Origin of the sequence: Micromonospora zingiberis, from assembly GCF_004331455.1 — a bacterium.
In the GTDB taxonomy this organism is placed as follows: Bacteria; Actinomycetota; Actinomycetes; order Mycobacteriales; family Micromonosporaceae; genus Micromonospora; species Micromonospora zingiberis.
Genome location: NZ_SJJR01000003.1, coordinates 353,271 through 372,337 on the forward strand (window position 1 = coordinate 353,271; position 19,067 = coordinate 372,337).

Below are 19,067 nucleotides of genomic sequence, written 5' to 3' on the forward strand. Positions count from 1 at the left end.
GCCGTACCCTCGGCCCGGTACTCGGCGTGGCCGCGATCGAGGCGGTCGACGTCTCCCGGACGTACCAGCTCGACGGCGTTTCCGTACCGGCCCTGCGCGGTGTGACGCTGACCGTCGAGGCCGGCGACTACGTGGCGTTGATCGGGCCGTCCGGGTCCGGCAAGTCCACCCTCATGCATCTGCTCGGCGGTCTCGACCGGCCGACCGGTGGCCGGCTGGTGATCGGTGGGCGGGAGGTGAGCGGGCTCTCCGCGCCCGAGTTGGCCCGCCTGCGTAACGAGACGATCGGCTTCGTCTTCCAGGCGTTCCACCTGCTGCCGCGTACCACGGCGGTGGACAACGTGGCGCTGCCCCTGGTGTACCGGGGGGTGGGCGCCCGCCAGCGGCGTGAGCGGGCCGCCGCGATGCTCGGGCGGGTCGGCCTGGGGCACCGCCTGGACCACCGACCCAACCAGCTCTCCGGCGGTGAGCAGCAGCGGGTGGCGATCGCCCGGGCGCTGGTCACCGATCCGACCGTGCTGCTCGCCGACGAGCCGACCGGCAACCTGGACAGCACCACCGGCGCCGCCGTGCTGGAACTGTTGGAGCGGCTCAACGCCGAGTCGGGAGTGGCGCTGGTGATGGTCACCCACGACGGGGAGGTGGCGGCCCGGGCCCGCCGCCGGATCACGATGCGCGACGGCGTCGTCGTGGCCGACACCGCAACCGGGCCGGGCGGGGTCGGCTCGTGAGGCTGGCCGAGGCGTGGCGGGTGGCGGCGGACGCGTTGCGGGCCAACCGGATGCGCAGCCTGCTGACCATGCTCGGGGTGATCATCGGGGTCGCCTCGGTGGTGCTGCTGGTGGCGATCGGAACCGGCACCAAACAGACCGTCGAACAGCAGGTCGAAGGGCTCGGCTCGAACCTGCTGTTGGTCGTACCGGGGCGGCTGGACGTGGGGTCGGCCCCGGCGGTCTCTCCGCTGACCCTGCAGGACGTGGAGGCCGTCGGTCGGGTGGTCGGCGACCCGGCGCGGGTCGCCGTGACGGTCGCCTCGGGCGCGACCGTCCGGGCCGGCAACCGGCAGGACTTCACCACCGTGCAGGGGGTGCTGGAGACCACCCCGACGGTCTTCGCCCGGGAGTTGGCCCGGGGCCGTTACCTGACCCGCTCCGACGTGGACACCGGCCGCCGGGTCGCGGTGCTCGGTGACTCGGTCGCCCGGGTCCTCTTCCCCGACCGGGAGGCGGTCGGCCAGCAGATCAACGTCGCCGGGGTCCGGTTCCGGGTGATCGGGGTCTTCACCCCGCTCGGGCAGAGCCTCGGGGTCGACCGGGACGACGAGGTGCACATCCCGGTGACCGCGGCCCAGCGGCTGTACGGCACCCAGCGGGTGGACGCGATCGCGGTGAAGGCGCCGGACCGGGACCGGATCGACGACCTGGGCCAGCGGATCGTGGCCGAGCTGAACGGTCGGCACCCGGGCACCGAGTTCAGCGCCGTCACCCAGGAGCAGATCCTCGGCGTACTGGGCGACATCCTCGGCATCCTGACCGGCGTCCTGGCCGCCATCGCCGGCATCTCGCTGCTGGTCGGCGGGGTGGGCGTCTCCAACATCATGCTCGTCTCGGTACGCGAACGGACCAGGGAGATCGGTCTGCGCAAGGCGGTCGGTGCCCGTCCTCGGGACATCGGCGTGCAGTTCCTGCTGGAGGCGGTGCTGCTCACCTCGATCGGCGGGCTGACCGGGATGGCCCTCGGGGTGGGCGGAGCGCTGCTGGTGGCCGCTGTCTCACCCATCCCGGCGGCGGTGACCTGGTGGTCGCTGGCGCTGGCCTTCGGCGTATCGGCGGCGGTGGGGATCGTCTTCGGGGTGGTACCCGCCCAACGGGCCGGCCGGCTCGACCCGGTGGTCGCCCTGCGGGCCGAGTGAGACCGCCGACGGCGTTGGCCGAAGACGATCATTGTGGGTGATTCGGGTACAGGCCACCCGACCAGGGGTTTTTCCCGGGCGACCCGGATCTGGATCGTGATCAGTTGCAGGAAGGGATCGCGCCGGTCACAGCCGTCCCGCTACCGTACTGGTAACACGCGCGTCGCCGGCCGCGCGGGAGGACCCGTGGGGCGGCACGCGCCGGGCATGGGATGGGTCGGGTGAGCCATGGCCGGGTCACCGTCCGACGGTCGGCTGTCGGATGTCAAGTTCCTGACCGTCGCTGAGGTGGCGACGGTCATGCGGGTGTCGAAGATGACGGTCTACCGTCTCGTGCACAGCGGTGAGCTGGCCGCAGTGCGGGTCGGCAGGTCGTTCCGGGTGCCGGAGCACGCGGTGCACGAGTACCTTCGCGGTGCCTTCCAGGAGACCGCCTGACCCGCGCGTCAGGTCGGCCGGTAGGCCCGCGCAACGGGCATCGACCGGGGGCGCGTTGGTCCTGTTGACGCGGTCCCGCTAGGCTGGACTTCGATCGTGACCGCTGGTGCGCCCCGCCGCCCACCCCGCCGGTCCGGTCCTTGTCCGTAAGCGGTCGCCGACGTCACCGGTTCGTGGCGTCTTACCGGTCGCGCCGCACGTTGCATCGAAAGGCTTTCGTATGGGCTCGGTGGTCAAGAAGCGCCGCAAGCGCATGGCTAAGAAGAAGCACCGCAAGCTGCTGCGCAAGACCCGCGTCCAGCGTCGCCGTCTCGGCAAGTGACTGGTGCCGGGCGTGGCCCGGCATTCGTCGCTTGCCTAACTGTCGACCCTCGGAGGCTCAGGTGATCAGGCCGTGGCTGTCCCGGCTCGGTCCCAGACGTCGGGGTAGGTGCCAGACATGACCCCCGGTGGCTCGTCGAGCCCTCCGGGGGTTGTCGTCGTGACCGGGGTCAGCCGCTACCTCGGCGCCCACGTCGCCGCCCGGCTGGTCGCCGATCCTCGGATCGAGCGGGTCATCGGCATCGACCTGGCCGACCCGAGTCCTGATCTGGGTGGCCTGCTGGAACGGGTCGAGCGGATTCGGGTCGATGCCGGGTCGGTCGGCGGACTCCTCGCCGACCTCGACGTCGACACGGTGGTGCACCTGGCACTGGTCAGCGCGCCGGATGCCCAGCAGGGCGGCCGGGCGGCGATGAAGGAACAGAACGTCATCGGCACCATGCAACTGCTCGCCGCCTGCCAACGGGCACCTCGGCTGAGCAAGATCGTGGTCCGGTCCTCGACCGCGGCGTACGGCGCCTCGTTCCGCGATCCGGCCGTCTTCACCGAGGAGACCGAGCCGCGTGAGGTGCCGCGCGGCGGTTTCGGCCGGGACATCCTCGACATCGAGGGGTACGTCCGCGGGTTCCGACGGCGGCGGCCCGACGTCACCGCCACCGTGCTGCGCTTCGCCCCGTTCATTGGCTCGACCGCCGACACCACGCTGACCCGCTACCTGTCGCAGCCGGTGGTGCCCACGATTCTCGGCCGGGACGCCCGGTTGCAGTTCCTGCACTTCGACGACGCCCTTGAGGTGGTGCACCGCTCGGTCACCGAGGACCACCCGGGGACGTACAACGTCGCCGGGCCCGGGGTGCTCGCGTTGTCCCAGGCGATCCGCCGGGCCGGTCGGGTGGCCGTACCGGTGCTGGAGCCGGGCCTGTCCGGTGCGGTGGCGCTCGCCCGGACCATGGGCTTCGGTCGGTACGGACTCGACCAGGTCGACCTCTTCGTGCACGGCCGGGTGGTGGACACCACCCGCCTGGAGCGCGAGTACGGCTTCACTCCCCGCTCCACCGCCGCCGCCTTCGACGACTTCATCCGCGCCCATCAGGGTCGGGCCGTGGTGACCCGGGAACAACTCGCCGTCGCCGAGCAGCTCGTGCTCGACCGCATCCGGCAGGTGCGTGCGGCCGTCCGGGAGCAGCCGTGAGCGAGTCACAGTCGCGCCGCGACGAGGCGCGCCCGGAAGACCGGCAGGCGGTCCCGGAGGCCGACCCCGCCCGGCACAACGGGCACCACCCGACCGGGCCGTTGCCGCCGGCCGTGGCGGACCAACCGGGCGACGTGTGGGACCAGCGGATCGCGGGTGGGCTGGCGTTCCTCCGTCGCCGGCTGGCCGGCGACTACGAGGTGGACGAGTTCGGCTTCGACCCGGAGTTGACCGAGGCGGTGTTCCATCCGCCACTGCGACGGCTCTACCGGGACTGGTTCCGTACCGAGGTCACCGGCCTGGAGAACGTGCCCGCCGACGGGGCGGGACTGGTGGTCGGCAACCACTCCGGCACGGTGGCCCTGGATGCGCTGATCCTCTCCACCGCCCTGCACCACGAACACCCGGCCCACCGTTACCTGCGGCTGCTCGCCGCGGATCTGGTCTTCCGGATGCCGGTGATCTCCGAGCTTGCCCGCAAGACCGGGGGCACCGTGGCCTGCAACCCGGACGCCGAACGGCTGCTGCGCACCGGTGAGCTGGTGGGCGTGTTTCCGGAGGGCTTCAAGGGCATCGGCAAGTTGTACGCGGAGCGCTACAAGCTGCAACGCTTCGGCCGGGGCGGCTTCGTCTCGGCGGCGCTGCGTACCGGCACCCCGATCATTCCGGTCGCCATCGTCGGTGGCGAGGAGATCTATCCGATGCTCGCCGACCTCAAGCCGCTCGCCCGGCTACTCAAGCTGCCCTATTTCCCGGTGACGCCGACCTTTCCCTGGCTCGGCCCGCTGGGCATGGTGCCGCTGCCGAGCAAGTGGCTGATCGAGTTCTGCCCGCCGATTCCGACGGCCCACCTGGTCGACTCGGCGGACGACCCGCTGGTCGTGTTCAACCTCGCGGACCAGGTGCGGGAGACCATCCAGCAGACCCTGCACGAACTGCTCGAACGGCGCCCGGACCCGTTCGGCCCCTAGGTTCTGTCTCGCGGATCTTGGTACGAAACCGCCCTCATGGGTGCCGTTTCGTACCAAGATCCGCTCGGGTCAGCTTTCGCGAGGCAGGGTGCTGGCGGCGCGGCGCCGGCGCTGCAACGCCACGCCCGCGGTGACCGCTCCGGCCACCAGCCCCGCCGCGGCAGTGGACGGCAGAGCGATCTTGACCGCCCGGCGGCCGGTGCGGAAGTCGCGTACCTCCCAGCCGCGCCGCCGGGCCTGGCGCAGCAGGGTGCTGTCCGGGTTGACGGCCACCGCGCGACCCACCAGCGACAACATCGGCAGGTCGTTGACGGAGTCGCTGTAGGCGGCGCACCGGCCCAGGTCCAGGCCCTCCACGGCGGCGAGCTGGGTGACCGCCTCGGCCTTGGCCGGCCCGTGCATCAGGTCGCCGACCAGCCGGCCGGTGTACGCCCCGTCGACGATCTCGGCGACGGTGCCGACCGCACCGGTCAGTTCGAGCCGCGCGGCGATCACCCGGCCGATCTCCACCGGGGCGGCACTGACCAGCCAGACCCGCTCACCGGCATCGAGGTGACGCTGCGCCAGCCGCCGGGTCCCCGCCCAGATCCGGGGCGCCATCAGCTCGTCGAAGATCTCCTCCGCGAGGCGCTCGACATCGTCCACCCGCCAACCCTCGATGAAGGCCAGCGCGGCCTCCTTCGCCTGGGACATGTCTCCGGCGTGCTCGCGGGCGAGCAGCCGGAAACGTAGCTGTTGCCAGGCGAACCGGGCCACGTCGCCGGTGGTGAAGTAGTTGCGCGCGGCGAGGCCACGGGCCAGCCAGTAGATGGACGCGCCCTGGAGCATCGTGTTGTCCACGTCGAAGAAGGCCGCGGCGCGTGGATCCGGCGCGACCGGGGGAGCCGGCTCGGTCTGGGCCCAACCTGCGGTGTGCCCGTGCACGTCGGTGCTGACGGTCACCTTCCGGCTGCGCGCCACCCACTCCCCCTCACGTCGTCCGATCTGCTGCCCTCCGCGAGGGTAGCCGGCGACCCGGCCTACCGGCCGGGCCGCGACGTGTTGTGCACTGCTCAGGGGCAGGTGGCGGGGATCGGCCCGAGGCCGTCGCTGGCCGAGCCGACCGGCTGGCCGCAGCCGATCGCCGCACGCAGCGCGTCGGCGCGCTCGGTCACCGACGCCAACAGCGCCAGCGACTGCGTGGTCCGTTCGCGGTCGGCGCGGGAGCCGTTGTCGGCCAGCGCGTCGAGAGCCCGGCGCTGCCGGATGAGGAAGGCGTCGACCGAGTCGAGCGCCGCCGCATCCGAACGCTGCGCCGCAGCCGCGGTCAGCAGGCGTACGCCCTGCTGGGTGTCGGCGTCCATGTCGTCCAGCACCGCGCCGTAGCCGGAGCGGTTGCCCCGCAGGGCGGACGCCTCGGTCAGGCGGGTACGGGCGAAGTCGAGGAAGAGCTGACCTCGACTGATCTCGGAACTGGCGAGGGCGAGCTGGGCCCGCTCGGTGCTGCGCTTCATCCCGTACAGCGCGTCGCCGGGAACGGCGTTCTCGCTGGCGGCCGAGATGCCGGAGACGGCGATGGCGCCGGCCGCGATCCCGACCAGGACGGCACCCCGGGCGCGGGCCCGGCGGGCGGTGACGGCCGGCAGCAGCGCACCCCGGTTGTTGTTGGCCTTCTCGGCCGGGGCCGGGGCGCCGATGCCATCGCGGGCGGCGGTGGCCAGCAGCATCGCCCGCAGGCCGGTCCGGAACTCCGGATCCACCTCGGGCTCGGGCGGGTTCGCGCCCAGTCGTCGGCCGAGCCCGACCAACGGCGTGAGCTGGTCGTCGACTCGAGAGCGGACGTGATGGCGTCGGCCACCGTTCGCTTCGTCGAGAAGCTGCGCGAAGCGCTCGGCGCGCCGACGGGAAAAGAGGGCGTTGTCCACCGCGGCACCTCCTCTCGCTGGGCGCGGCCGGTCGGCCGCGGTCACCGCCAGCGACCGATGACCGCGTGACACCACGGCGGACGTCGTGAGCGCCGTTGCCCGTCATCCGTGACCCGGGTCTGGCCTGTCACCGGTCGCACCCGGAGAAACGCGCCGTGCCGGGCTCCGGTTACGGGCCAGCAGGAGGCGAAATCACCCAAAGTGATCGCTGTGAGTCTGCCGCACGGGGGCGCAACCGTCGGTGCAGGCGTCCCGGGTGGCTACGGCTGGAAGCCGTCGGGAAGCAGCCGGGCCAGGGCACGCACCGCCCGATACTGGAGTGCCTTGATCGCGCCCTCGTTCTTGCCCATCGCCCGCGCCGTCTCGGCCACCGAGAAGCCCTGGAGGAAGCGGAGCACGATGCACTCCTGCTGCTCGGGGTTGAGTCGTTTGACGGCGGTCAGCAGTGCGACGTTGGTGATGTGTTCCACCACGGCCGCCTCCGGGCTGCCCTCCGGGCCGCGATCCTCGCGGTCGGCGTCGAGCACGTCGCCGGTGGTCACTTCGAGCCGGTAACGGCCCGACTTGAAGTGGTCCGCGACCAGGTTGCGTGCGATGGTGACCAGCCAGGCGCCAAGGTCACGGCCCTGCCAGGTGAAGCTGCCGATCCGCTTGAGCGCCCGCAGGAACGTGTCGGAGGTGAGGTCCTCGGCGAGTTGCCGGTTGCCGACCCGGAAGTAGACGAAGCGGAACACGGTGTCGACGTAGCGGTCGTAGATCAACCCGAACGCCTCGGCCTCGCCGGCCTGGGCGCGCTCGACCAGGGCCCACACCTCGGTGGCCGGGTCGGACGGGTCCGGGCGGCTCGGGTAGCCGGTGGAGGCGGAAACCGCCGGAATCACCGCCGTCTCGGCCGCTGGCAGGTCGGTGACGGGCGTGTCGCCGCTGCGTCGGGCCTGGGCCGGCATGGTCGGTCGGCTCGGGGTGACGACTCCGCTGCCGGTCGGCTTCGCGTTGCCGCCCGGCACCGATGGTCGAGGTGGTGGCTCGTTCTGGTGCGGTCGGTTACCCACCCGCCGCGCGGTGCCCTCGCCCCGGCCGGTCAGGTTTCCCGTCGCGTTCTGCTGGGCGTGCACGTCCCCGCGTTCGTTGACCGGGATCCGCGCCGCCGGACCGGTCAGGCCGGTTGGACGTGGTACGAAGCCGAAGGTGGTCATCGGGCCCCCTCCGTTCCATCGCTGCCCGCGATGCCGGCGGTGGCCGGTCGATCGGTCAGGTCACCGCCGGGCAGGGCGGCTCCGGGGTGTGCCGACTGGCGGCAGATCCCCTTGAGGTGCTGGTCCAATGCGCTGACGGGCACGGGGGCCTCCTCGGGCTGAGGGGTGTCGACTCACGGCAAATGGGGTGAGCCGACCCGAGTGATGATAGGGCCAACGTCACCCGCGCGTGGCAAGTCCGTTACACAGGGCCGAAGTATTTACCGACGCGTCGCACCACTGCCGGACCGGTTGTCCGTCGAGTGTGGTTGACAATCGGACGTCCGCCTGATCTGCGGAGGATGTGCAGGTCAGATCGGTGGTGGAGGCCGCCGGCAGGGGCCGCCGTGGGCGTCGTCGTGGCCGGTGTTCGGGGCTGTCCGGCGGGCGTCGGCGGCCGACCGCGACGCACCCTCGGTGACGCCGGACCGGTTCCGTGAACGGGACTGTGCCGGTTCCGGTGGCGACGACGGCGCGCCGGCTTGGTGAGACCGTGCCGTGTGGGCCGCGAGGCGTGGCCAGCCGGGCCGGGCTGTGCCAAACTCAGCGTCCGTGCAGGACGCATCGGATGCCCCCGGGCCGACCCTCGCCGATCGCCTCCGTCGAGCGGCGACACTCCACCCCGGCAAACCGGCGCTGCACTGGCAGCACCGGGCGATCACCTGGTCCGAACTGGACGGCATGGTCGACGACTGTGCCCGTGGACTGGTCCGGACGGTGCCGACCGGTGACCCGGGCCGACCAGCGCGCGTCGCCGTGGTGTTGCCCAACTCGCCGGAGTTCGTGGTCAGCCTGCTCGGCACGCTGCGGGCCGGACTGACGGCGCTGCCGGTGAACCCCGGTCTCACCGGCCGGGAACTGCGGCATGTCCTGGTCGACTCGGGTGCCTCGGTGGTGATCGGCACCGAGCGGATTCGTGATCTGCTGGCCGGGATGGACCTGCCGGCACTCGACGCGGTCCACACCGCGCCACCGACCGCCGCAGGCGCGGAGAGCTTTCCGGCCCGCAGCGCGGACGACCTCGCGATGCTGCTCTACACGTCCGGCACCGAGGGCTGGCCGAAGGGCGCCATGCTGTCGCACGGCGCGCTGGCGGCCAACCACGAACAGATCGGCCGGATCGCGCCGCCGGTGGTCGGTCCGGACGACACCGTGCTGCTGGCGTTGCCGCTGTTCCACGCCTACGCGCTGAACACCGGGCTCGGCGCGGTGCTCCACCATGGGGCGACCGGGGTGCTGGTGGACGACCCGGGCGCCGACGCGGCGCTGACCGAGATCGCCCGGCACCGGGTGAGCGTGCTGGTCGGCGTACCGTCGATGGTGCAGGCCTGGTCCCGCGCGGACGCCGACACCCTGGCCGCCGCGATGGCCGCCGTGCGGGTCGTGGTCTGTGGTGCGGCACCGCTGGAACCGGCGGAGGCGGCCCGCTTCGCGGAGGTCACCGGGCGGCCGGTGCACATCGGGTACGGGCTCACCGAGACCGCGCCGGTGCTCACCTCGACGCTGGTCGGCGCAGGCGCAGAGCCGAAGGCCGGCTCGATCGGCCGACCGTTGCCCGGAGTCGAGCTGCGGCTGGTCGGCGCCGACCACGGCGAGCTGTGGCGCGACGGGGTGGCCACGCCCGAGGACGACCCGGACGAGTTGGACCTCTCCGATCCCGCCACCGGCACCGACCCCGGCCAGATCGTGGTGCGCGGTGCGAACCTCTTCTCCGGATACTGGCCGGACGGCGCGGGCGGGCCGGACGCGGCCGGCTGGTGGGCCACCGGCGACATCGCGTACGCCGACGCCGACGGCGACCTCTTCCTGGTGGACCGGCTCGGCGAGCTGATCCTGGTCAACGGGTTCAACGTGTATCCGCACGAGGTCGAGCTGGTGCTCTCGGCGCACCCGGCGGTGGCGGAGTCCGCGGTAGTGGGAGTGCCGCACCCGCGGACCGGGGAGACTGTCCGGGCGTACGTGGTGCCGGCGCCGGGTATCCGGGTGACCAGCGCGGAGCTGATCGCCCACTGCGCGCGTAACCTGGCCAGGTTCAAGTGCCCGACCGACGTCGAACTCGTCGACGTGCTGCCGCGTTCGGCGATCGGGAAGGTGCGCAAGACGCTGCTCCGGCCGTGACCGGAGGCAACGGACCGGGTGCGGCCCTGGTGCCGCCCCCGCCCGGAAGCAACCAGCCGGCACCGCCCGGCACGACGGAGGAGAGCGATGCGTGAGCCCCGCCTGACCCTGATCACCCGACCCGGCTGTCACCTGTGCGAGGACGCCAAGGCGGCGCTCGACCGGGTGGTCGCGGTCACCGGCGACCGGTGGACCGAGCGGGACGTCAGCGGTGACGTCGAGTTGGAACGCGAGTACGGCGACCGGCTGCCGGTGGTGCTGCTCGACGGCAAGGAGCACGGCTACTGGCGGGTCGAGGAGGAGCGGCTGCTGCGCGACCTGACCACCCCGCAGCTCTAGCTTGATCTTCAACCGGTTCGGCGGCGACAGCCGCCGGGCCGGCGTCGCGGATAGAGTGCGGCGATGACGCCTGCGTACCCCCATCTGGTGTGGGACTGGAACGGGACTCTGCTCAACGATCTGAGCCTGGTGGTCGCCTGCACCAACGCCGTCTTCAGCAGCGAGGGCGGGCCGACGGTGACGGCGGAGGAGCACCGGGTCCGGTTCCGGCGGCCGATCGCGGACTACTACGCGGAGGTGCTCGGCCGGGCGGTGGACGACGAGGCGTTCGGCCGGCTCGACAAGATCTTCCACGATGCGTACCGGCTCGGTCTGACCAGCTGTGAGCTGGCTCATGACGCGGTGGACGCGATGGCGGCCTGGCCGGGCAGCCAGTCGCTGCTGTCCATGTGGTTTCACGACGAGCTGGTGCCGACGATCCAGACGTACGGCCTGACCGGCCGGTTCGCCCGGGTCGACGGGCTGCGAGCCACGGTCGGCGGCGACCGTAAGGCCGAGTCGCTGGCCCGGCACCTGGCCGACCTCGGCGTCGACGGCCACTCGGTCGTGCTGATCGGCGACTCGCTGGACGACGCCGACGCGGCCCGCTCCGTCGGCGGTCGCGCCGTGCTCTACACCGGCGGCTTCACCGACCGTGCCCGCCTGCTCGCATCCGGTCACCCGATCGCCGACACCCTCACCGAAGCGGTGACCCTCGCCACCACCCTCGCCGAGCCGTCGCGTCGATCGTGAATCGCTGTGTCAGGCGATAAGACCATGATCAACCAATTGGAATCGACCCACGTGGCGCGTGTGATTGGTCAGCTAAGTCGGGATTGAGGGATAATCGCGCGGGCGACCGTGGGGTGGGCGCCCGTCGATCTTGTCGGACGGAGGGGCTGGTGAGGACGGGGGGCAAGACAGCAAGATCGCGATTTGTGCACGTCTTCACAAGCGCCTACTCTGTAATTCCGACGCGCCCTGCTAGCACAGCCGGCAATTTCGGTCGCCAGCGGGAGTCCCCAAACGGCCGGCCGGTGGAGTCGGTCGAGGATCGCACCGCACGGAGTCTCATGAGTCAGCACCGTCACCCTGGCGCGCCCGGCCGCGCCGGTGCCGTACCGGCGCTCCCGGACCTCCCCGAGGCGACGGTGGCCCGGCTCCCCGAGTACCTCCGTGCCCTGCACAACCTGGCCGAAACCGGTAACGAGACGGTTTCCAGCGAAGGGCTCGCCAACGCCGCCGGGGTGAACTCGGCCAAGCTCCGCAAGGACCTGTCCCAGCTCGGCTCGTACGGCACCCGTGGGGTCGGCTACGACGTGGCGCTGCTGATCGAGCAGATCGAGTACGTCCTCGGGCTGACCCAGCGTCGGGCGGTCGCCCTGGTCGGCGTGGGTAACCTCGGTCACGCCCTGGCCGGCTACGACGGCTTCGCCAGCCGTGGCTTCCGGATCGCCGCACTGCTCGACGCCGACCCCGGGCGGGTCGGCGAGGAGATCAACGGGATGGTCGTCCGGCACGTCGACGAGTTGCCCCGGGTGGCAGCCGAGGAGTCGATCGCGATCGGTGTCATCGCCACCCCCGCGTCGGCCGCCCAGCGGGTGGCGGACCAACTCGTGGCCGTCGGCGTGACGAGCATCCTGAACTTCGCGCCGTGCGTACTCTCGGTCCCGGACGGGGTCGACGTGCGCAAGGTCGACCTCGCCATCGAGTTGCAGATTCTGTCGTTCCACGAGCACCGCAAGGCGTCCCTGACCGCGCTGCCCAGCACCGGCGGGTCCGCCCTGACCGCCCTGCCGGGTGGTCTCGCGGTCACCGAGAGCCAGGAGGCGATCGGCACGTGAAACTCCTCGTCGTGGGTGCCTCCTACCGCACCGCGCCGGTCGCCACCCTGGAGCGGCTCGCGGTCGCCCCGGAGGGCCTCACCCGCACCCTGGACCGCCTGGTCGCCCAGCCGTACGTGAGTGAGGCCGTGCTGGTCTCCACCTGCAACCGGGTGGAGGTCTACGCGGCGGTGTCCGGCTTCCACGGCGGCCTCGGCGACATCTGCGCCGTCCTGGCCGAGCAGGCCGGCTGCCAGCCGGCGGCGCTGGCCAACCACCTCTACGTGCACTTCGACTCCGCCGCGGTGAACCACGTCTTCCGGGTCGCCGCCGGCCTGGACTCGATGGTGATCGGCGAGGCACAGATCCTCGGCCAGCTCCGCGACGCCTACCACTGGGCCAGCGGGGCGGACACCGCCGGGCGGCTGCTGCACGAGCTGATGCAGCAGGCGCTGCGGGTGGGCAAGCGGGCCCACTCCGAGACCGGCATCGACCGGGCCGGCCAGAGCGTGGTCACCGCCGCGCTGGGGTTGGCCGCCGGCCATCTCGGCGACGAACTCGCCGACCGGCCCGCACTGATCGTCGGGGCCGGGGCGATGGGCTCGCTGGGCGTGGCGACGCTGTCCCGGCTCGGCGCCGGCCCGTTGACCGTCACCAACCGGAGCACCGACCGGGCGGTACGGCTGGCCGAGTCGTACGGCGCCGCCGCGCGACCGATGGCCGAGCTGGCCGACACGCTCTCCACAGTGGACATCGTAGTGGCCGCCACCGCCTCCACCGAGCCGGTCCTCACCCGCGCGATCGTCGCCGACGCGGTGGTCGCCCGCGCCCCGGAGCGCGGGCCGCTGGTCCTGCTCGACCTGGCCGTACCGCGCGACGTCGGGCCCGGCGTGGCCGAGCTGCCCGGCGTCGAGGTGATCGACATCGACCGGATGGCCACCCTGCTCGCCGACGGCCCGGCCGCCGCCGAAGCCGCCGCCGTCGAACGGATCGTGGCCAGCGAGGTCGAGTCCTTCCTCACCTGGCTGCGTGGCGCCGACGTGGCACCGACCGTGGCCGCCCTGCGAGGCCGGGCCGACGACGTGGTCAGCGCCGAACTGCGCCGGCTCGCGCAGCGGCGCCCCGATCTCACCGACGACCAGCGCGCCGAGGTGGCCCGTACCGTGCACCGGGTGGTCCAGCGGCTGCTGCACCAGCCGACCGTACGGGTCCGCCAACTCGCCGCCGAGCCCGGCGGCGACCAGTACGCGGCGCTGCTGCGCGAGCTGTTCGACCTGGAGGTACCACAGACCTCCCCGGTGGACACGGTTCCCGACATCAACCCCACCACCGGAGGTGAGCGATGAGCACGCCGCTACGCCTCGGCACCCGGGGCAGCAAGCTGGCGCTGGCCCAGTCCGGGCAGGTCGCCGAGGCCCTGACCGCGCGCACCGGGCGACCGGTCGAACTGGTCGAGGTGGTCACCGCCGGTGACCGGTCCAACGCGCCGGTGCACCGGCTCGGCGTCGGGGTGTTCGTCTCCGCGCTGCGCGACGCGCTGGTCGCCGGGGAGATCGACTTCGCGGTCCACTCGTACAAGGACCTGCCGACCGCGGCGGCGGCCGGGCTGCACATCGCCGCGGTGCCGCCGCGCCAGGACCCGCGCGACGCGCTGGTCGCCCGCGACGGGAAGACCCTGGCCGAACTCGCGCCCGGAGCCTCCGTCGGCACCGGCGCGCTGCGCCGGATCGCCCAGCTGCACGCGCTGGGCCTGCAACTGTCGGTCACCCCGATCCGAGGCAACATCGACACCCGGCTGGCCCGGGTGCTCGGCCCGGAGGCCGACCTGGACGCCGTCGTCCTGGCCCGAGCGGGGCTGGCCCGCATCGGCCAGGTCGACGTCATCACCGAGACACTCGACCCGATGCTGATGCTGCCGGCCCCCGCCCAGGGCGCGCTGGCGGTGGAGTGCCGGGTCGACGACCAGGAACTGGTCGAACTGCTCGGTACGCTCGACCACGCACCGTCACGCGCCGCGATCACCGCGGAGCGCGCGATGCTCGCCACGCTGGAGGCCGGATGCTCCGCACCGGTCGCCGCCTACGCCGTCGTCGCCGAAGGCGAGCCAACCGGCTCCGGCGCCGAAGGCGATGTTGTCCAGGAGATCTACCTGCGCGGGGCGGTGATCAGCCCGGACGGCACCCGTGACATCCGGCTGTCCCGCACCGGAACGCCCGCCGACGCGGCGGAGATCGGTAAGGCACTCGCCACCGAACTCCTCGACCTCGGCGCCGACTCGATCCTCGGCCCGCAAGGACACGACGGCCCGGGGACCCAGCAATTTGGGAGCACAGAATGACCCGCACCCGTAAGCCCGTAGGCCGTATCGCGTTCGTCGGGGCTGGACCCGGCGACCCGGGCCTGCTGACCCGCCGGGCGCACGACGCCCTGGTCGACGCCGACCAGGTGGTGTACGACCGGGGAGTCCCCGAGTCGTTGCTCGACGTCGTCCGGGCCGAGGCCAAGGCCGAAACCCAGTTCACCCCGGCCGAAGGCGTGCCGGGCGATGTGGCGAAGGTGCTGATCTCGGCCGCCCGCTCCGGGCAGAACGCGGTGCACCTGGTGGCCGGCGACCCGTTCGGCCACGACTCGGTGGTCAAGGAGGTGCAGGCGGTGGCGCGTACCGCCGCGCACTTCGAGGTGGTACCCGGCGTCAGCCAGGCCGAGGGGGTGGCCACCTACGCCGGTGTGCCCCTGCCCGGCGTACGGACCGCCGCCGACGTCGAGGACGTCGGCACCCTGGACTTCGACGCGCTGGCCGCAGCGGTGCAGCGCGGCTCGCTGGCGCTCGCCGTGGACGCCGGTGACCTGGCCGCTGTCCGGGACGGGCTGCTCGCCGCCGGAGTGGACGGCGGCACCGCCGTCGGGGTGACCGGTGACGGCACCGGGGAGACCCAGTACACCACCACGTCGACCGTCGACTCGTTCGTCGCGGCGGCACTCGGCTTCACCGGCCGGGTGGTGCTGACCGTCGGTGACGGCGTGGGTCAGCGGGACAAGCTCAGCTGGTGGGAGAACCGCCCGCTGTACGGCTGGAAGGTGCTGGTTCCCCGGACCAAGGAGCAGGCCGGGGTGATGAGTGCCCGGCTGCGCGCGTACGGCGCGATCCCGTGCGAGGTGCCGACCATCGCGGTGGAGCCGCCGCGTACCCCGGCCCAGATGGAGCGGGCGGTCAAGGGCCTGGTCGACGGCCGGTACGCCTGGGTGATCTTCACCTCGGTCAACGCGGTACGCGCGGTCTGGGAGAAGTTCGCCGAGCACGGTCTCGACGCCCGGCACTTCGGCGGCGTGAAGATCGCCTGTATCGGTGAGGCCACCGCCGACGCGGTCCGCGCCTTCGGCATCCAGCCGGAACTGATCCCCGCCGGGGAGCAGTCCTCCGAGGGGCTGCTGGCCGAATTCTCGCCGCACGACGAGGTGCTCGACCCGGTCGGCCGGGTGCTGCTGCCGCGCGCCGACATCGCCACCGAGACCCTCGCCGCCGGGCTCACCGAGCGCGGCTGGGAGGTCGACGACGTGACCGCCTACCGGACGGTCCGGGCCGCCCCGCCGCCCGCCGAGATCCGGGACGCGATCAAGTCCGGTGGTTTCGACGCCGTGCTCTTCACGTCAAGCTCGACAGTGCGCAATCTCGTCGGTATCGCCGGCAAGCCGCACGCGCGTACCGTTGTCGCCGTGATCGGGCCCAAGACCGCGGAGACCGCGACGGAGTTCGGCCTGCGGGTCGACGTCCAGCCGCCGCACGCCTCGGTGCCCGACCTGGTGGAGGCGCTCGCCGGCTACGCCGTCGAGCTGCGGGAGAAGCTCGCCGCGATGCCGGCGAAGCAGCGCCGTGGTTCGAAGGTGCAGGGGCCGACCGCGCTGAGGTTCCGGTAGTCGTCACGGAGGCTTGCCATGCCGTACCCCGAGCACCGGCCCCGCCGGCTGCGTAGCACCGCAGCCGTGCGGCGGCTGGTCGCCGAGACCCGACCCGCCCCGGCCGAGCTGGTCGTACCGATGTTCGTCAAGGAGGGGCTGACCGAGCCGCGTCCGATCCGTTCGCTGCCCGGCGTGCTCCAACACTCGCGCGACTCGCTGCGCAAGGCCGCGGTGGAGGCGGTGCAGGCCGGCGTCGGCGGGATCATGCTCTTCGGGGTGCCGGCGTCGCGGGACGAGTTCGGCAGCGGTGGCCTCGACCCGGACGGCATCCTCAACGTGGCGATCCGGGACGTGGTCTCCGAGGTGGGCGATGCCACCGTCGTGATGAGTGACCTCTGTCTGGACGAGTTCACCTCGCACGGACACTGTGGGCTGCTCACCCCCGACGGCGCGGTGGACAACGACGCCACCCTCGCCGCGTACGCCGAGATGGCGGTCGCCCAGGCCGCCGCCGGGGTGTCGGTGGTCGGCCCGTCCGGCATGATGGACGGCCAGGTGGGCGTGGTACGCCGAGCGCTGGACGCGGCCGGGCACACCGACGTCGCGGTCCTGGCCTACGCCGCCAAGTACGCTTCGGCCTTCTTCGGCCCGTTCCGGGACGCCGTCGAGTCGGCGTTGGAGGGGGACCGGCGCAGCTACCAGCAGGACCCGGCGAACCTGCGCGAGTCGCTGCGTGAGGTGGAACTGGACGTGGCCGAGGGCGCCGACATGGTGATGGTCAAGCCCGCCCTGCCGTATCTCGACGTGGTCTCGGCGGTCCGCGCCGCGGTGCACGTCCCGGTCGCCGCCTACCAGGTCTCCGGCGAGTACGCGATGGTCGAAGCCGCCGCCGCGAACGGCTGGATCGACCGGGAACTGGTCATGCTGGAGACGCTCACCTCGATCCGACGCGCAGGCGCCCAGATCATCCTCACCTACTGGGCCGTGGAAGCCGCCGAACTCCTCCGCCAGCGCTACTGACCAGCCTCACCCCTCACCCCTCACTCGCAAGAGCACCCGCCTGCGCCCGGCCACTGCCCTGCGCCCGGGGAAATGCCCTGAGCATGGGCACCTGCCTGCGCACGGGGAACGCTCGAACGGCGACCGCCGTCCCTGTCGGTTCGCCTGAGACCCCTACCCTCCTCCAGCCCCTTTGCTCTGCTTCAACCCACGCACCGGTTCTGCGCCAATTTCGATGCGTGGGGTGAAGCAGAGCAAAGGGGCGCTACCTGGGGGTGGGTGGGAGGGGGAGGTTGCCGTTGAGCGGGGGTTGTCCACAGGGTTATCCACAGGGGTCGCGGGGTGGGGGTGGTGGTCGGCAGGGTGGGCGAATGGCTTCCGTTTTCGAACCTCCGGATCTTGGCCCGACGCTGGGGTGGTTCCCGATTGCCGGTCTGGTGCGCCGCGCCCGGCGCATCGTCGGGCTGAGCCAGTCACGCATGGCGCGCTTCGCGAAGGTCGCGCCGTCCACCGTCGCGCGGGTCGAGGCCGGGACGCTGACGCCGAGTCTGGCGGTGCTGGAGCGGTTGCTCGGCGCCGCCGGGCTCTACCTCGTGGCCGTCGATCAGGAGGGGCGGGTCGTCCTGCCGATGGAGGTCTGGGATGACACCCGCGACGGCGCGGACCGCCGCTACCCGGCGCATTTGAACACCATTCTCGATCCGAAGCCGGGCGAGTGGTGGGCGGACATCTACGGGCTGGCCCGCCCGCCGGAGACGTTCCATCGCTGCCGGGTCGAGCGGGAGGCGCGGCGGCGGCGCAGCCAGTGGGAGGTGCGGGTGGCGAAATACCGCAACGTGCCCCCGCCTCCGGATCCTCGGAACTGGGGTTACTGAGCGGTGTCCCGCCGGGTCAGCGGGAGTTGTCCAGGCGGTGTACCAGCTCGGCCACGTCCACGCTGTATTCGCACCACTCGCGGTCGGGCAGATATCCCAGCTCGGCGTTGACCTTGAGCATCGCCTCGTTGGCTTGGGCGTTCCAGGTCTGGACCTCGGTCAGCTGCGGCTCGGCCGAACGCAGCTCCAGCAGCATCCGGGCCTTGATCGCACGATCGATGCCGTAGCCACGGTGATCCTGCACCACGATCGTGTCGTACTGGTCGGCCCGGGTGGGGTGCTGAACCGGCACCACCACCTCGGTCAGCCCGGCCACCTCGCCGGTCTGCTCGTGCAGGGCGAGCACGATGTAGGGCTTCATGCCCCGCCGGTGCAGGCAGTCCAGGCTGTCGCGCAGTCGCTGCGGGTCGTACGAACTCGGCCGCAGTTCGCCGTCCTCGACGTCCCGGATCTCGGCCTTGGCCCGCGCGTACGCCTCGATCAGCTCGTCCGGCGGCCCGCCCGGGTGGAACTGGACGTGGTAGCCCGCCCCGACACCGGTCGACATCTCGGCCAACTCGGCCCAGTCGACGCCGGACAGGTCGAGCACGCTGCGGGTCTCGACGTACTCCCGGGCGAAGCCCAGCGACTCGTAGAAGGCGATGGCAGGAGTGCCGCCGACCACCTCCACCCCGATCGACTCGAAGCCCTCCTGGTAGACCCGGCGGGCGGCGCGCAGGACTAGGTCGCGACCGAGCCCGCCACGCCGGAGGGTGGGGTGTACCAGCACCTCCAGCACGCCGATGCTGCCGAGCAGCAGCACGTGCACATGCCCCAGGATCGGGCCGGGCGTGCCGTCGGCGGCCGGCTCGGCCTGGGCCACCCAGGAGATCCGCCGCTCGCCCGGCATCACCTCGGCGAGGTACTCCCGCATGCAGGTCTCACGCCAGGGCGGATCCTGCGGGAGATCGGTCGCCAGAACCGCGTTCAGCGTGTCCAACAGCGACGCGATCTCGGCGGAGGACGCGTTCCGGGGGTCCCACTCGCGCACCATCACCCGTCTAGCTTGCCGTTAACGGCAGCCT

At 72.1% G+C, this 19,067-nt stretch carries 20 protein-coding genes; 15 read left to right on the forward strand and 5 right to left on the reverse strand.

Features of this window, described 5'->3' with window-relative positions; all coding sequences use genetic code 11:
* The first annotated feature begins 26 nt into the window (after positions 1-26).
* The 6 genes from E0H26_RS06935 to E0H26_RS06960 all read left to right on the forward strand — a co-directional run bounded on the left by E0H26_RS06935 (position 27) and on the right by E0H26_RS06960 (position 4,834).
* Complete coding sequence (locus tag E0H26_RS06935) at positions 27-731, forward strand: ABC transporter ATP-binding protein (RefSeq protein WP_420812799.1); 705 nt, start codon at positions 27-29, stop codon at positions 729-731.
* Positions 728-1,912 carry an ABC transporter permease gene (locus E0H26_RS06940; RefSeq protein ID WP_131302260.1) on the forward strand — a complete coding sequence of 395 codons (1,185 nt, stop codon included), beginning with the start codon at positions 728-730 and terminating at the stop codon, positions 1,910-1,912. Before E0H26_RS06935 ends, E0H26_RS06940 begins: the two co-directional genes overlap by 4 nt.
* A 228-nt stretch (positions 1,913-2,140) precedes the next feature.
* The gene (locus E0H26_RS06945) at positions 2,141-2,350 is read left to right on the forward strand and encodes a helix-turn-helix domain-containing protein (protein WP_013736082.1); all 210 of its coding nucleotides are present in this window, start codon (positions 2,141-2,143) and stop codon (positions 2,348-2,350) included.
* A gap of 220 nt (positions 2,351-2,570) precedes the next feature.
* Positions 2,571-2,672, forward strand: a complete 102-nt coding sequence (locus E0H26_RS06950; protein ID WP_007465623.1) for a 30S ribosomal protein bS22 — start codon at positions 2,571-2,573, stop codon at positions 2,670-2,672.
* Positions 2,673-2,789: 117 nt separating this feature from the next.
* Positions 2,790-3,863, forward strand: coding sequence for an NAD-dependent epimerase/dehydratase family protein (locus tag E0H26_RS06955; protein WP_131302264.1), 1,074 nt, complete (start codon positions 2,790-2,792; stop codon positions 3,861-3,863).
* Positions 3,864-3,964: 101 nt separating this feature from the next.
* Positions 3,965-4,834, forward strand: a complete 870-nt coding sequence (locus tag E0H26_RS06960; RefSeq protein ID WP_131302630.1) for a lysophospholipid acyltransferase family protein — start codon at positions 3,965-3,967, stop codon at positions 4,832-4,834.
* A 69-nt stretch (positions 4,835-4,903) separates the two neighbouring features.
* On the opposite strand, the gene E0H26_RS06965 is transcribed toward E0H26_RS06960, so the two are convergent.
* The 4 genes from E0H26_RS06965 to E0H26_RS29170 all read right to left on the reverse strand — a co-directional run bounded on the left by E0H26_RS06965 (position 4,904) and on the right by E0H26_RS29170 (position 8,077).
* Positions 4,904-5,818, reverse strand: a complete 915-nt coding sequence (locus E0H26_RS06965) for an HAD family hydrolase (protein ID WP_206024935.1) — start codon at positions 5,816-5,818, stop codon at positions 4,904-4,906.
* 68 nt (positions 5,819-5,886) lie between these two features.
* Positions 5,887-6,738: a DUF5667 domain-containing protein gene (locus E0H26_RS06970; protein WP_131302270.1), complete on the reverse strand. Its 852-nt coding sequence runs from the start codon at positions 6,736-6,738 to the stop codon at positions 5,887-5,889.
* Between the two features lie 260 nt (positions 6,739-6,998).
* The gene (locus tag E0H26_RS06975; protein ID WP_131302273.1) at positions 6,999-7,934 is read right to left on the reverse strand and encodes an ECF subfamily RNA polymerase sigma factor, BldN family; all 936 of its coding nucleotides are present in this window, start codon (positions 7,932-7,934) and stop codon (positions 6,999-7,001) included.
* Positions 7,931-8,077, reverse strand: coding sequence for a hypothetical protein (locus tag E0H26_RS29170; protein WP_165521772.1), 147 nt, complete (start codon positions 8,075-8,077; stop codon positions 7,931-7,933). The genes E0H26_RS06975 and E0H26_RS29170 overlap by 4 nt, the downstream gene beginning before the upstream one ends.
* 448 nt (positions 8,078-8,525) lie before the next feature.
* Between E0H26_RS29170 and E0H26_RS06980 the strand changes: the two genes are divergently transcribed.
* From E0H26_RS06980 to E0H26_RS07020, 9 genes are all read left to right on the forward strand, one after another.
* Positions 8,526-10,091: an AMP-binding protein gene (locus tag E0H26_RS06980; protein WP_131302275.1), complete on the forward strand. Its 1,566-nt coding sequence runs from the start codon at positions 8,526-8,528 to the stop codon at positions 10,089-10,091.
* A gap of 87 nt (positions 10,092-10,178) precedes the next feature.
* Positions 10,179-10,430 (forward strand): glutaredoxin family protein, encoded by a 252-nt coding sequence (locus E0H26_RS06985; RefSeq protein WP_131302278.1) that lies wholly within the window; start codon positions 10,179-10,181, stop codon positions 10,428-10,430.
* Positions 10,431-10,493: 63 nt separating this feature from the next.
* Entirely contained in the window at positions 10,494-11,162 is a 669-nt protein-coding gene (locus tag E0H26_RS06990) for an HAD family hydrolase (protein WP_131302281.1), read from the forward strand.
* A 320-nt stretch (positions 11,163-11,482) separates the two neighbouring features.
* On the forward strand, positions 11,483-12,253 hold the full coding sequence (locus E0H26_RS06995; protein WP_131302284.1) for a redox-sensing transcriptional repressor Rex: 771 nt from the start codon (positions 11,483-11,485) through the stop codon (positions 12,251-12,253).
* Complete coding sequence (locus E0H26_RS07000; protein WP_131302287.1) at positions 12,250-13,578, forward strand: glutamyl-tRNA reductase; 1,329 nt, start codon at positions 12,250-12,252, stop codon at positions 13,576-13,578. The genes E0H26_RS06995 and E0H26_RS07000 overlap by 4 nt, the downstream gene beginning before the upstream one ends.
* A complete protein-coding gene (gene hemC / locus E0H26_RS07005) occupies positions 13,575-14,570 on the forward strand; it encodes a hydroxymethylbilane synthase (protein WP_131302291.1) in 996 nt (331 codons plus the stop codon). The genes E0H26_RS07000 and hemC overlap by 4 nt, the downstream gene beginning before the upstream one ends.
* Entirely contained in the window at positions 14,567-16,147 is a 1,581-nt protein-coding gene (locus E0H26_RS07010) for a bifunctional uroporphyrinogen-III C-methyltransferase/uroporphyrinogen-III synthase (RefSeq protein ID WP_131302295.1), read from the forward strand. The genes hemC and E0H26_RS07010 overlap by 4 nt, the downstream gene beginning before the upstream one ends.
* Positions 16,148-16,165: 18 nt before the next feature.
* A complete protein-coding gene (hemB, locus tag E0H26_RS07015) occupies positions 16,166-17,149 on the forward strand; it encodes a porphobilinogen synthase (protein ID WP_131302298.1) in 984 nt (327 codons plus the stop codon).
* A 350-nt stretch (positions 17,150-17,499) separates the two neighbouring features.
* The gene (locus E0H26_RS07020) at positions 17,500-18,003 is read left to right on the forward strand and encodes a helix-turn-helix domain-containing protein (RefSeq protein WP_131302301.1); all 504 of its coding nucleotides are present in this window, start codon (positions 17,500-17,502) and stop codon (positions 18,001-18,003) included.
* 16 nt (positions 18,004-18,019) lie between these two features.
* Here the strand turns inward: E0H26_RS07020 and E0H26_RS07025 are convergent, their stop codons facing one another.
* Positions 18,020-19,036: a GNAT family N-acetyltransferase gene (locus E0H26_RS07025; RefSeq protein ID WP_131302633.1), complete on the reverse strand. Its 1,017-nt coding sequence runs from the start codon at positions 19,034-19,036 to the stop codon at positions 18,020-18,022.
* Between the last annotated feature and the right edge of the window lie 31 nt (positions 19,037-19,067).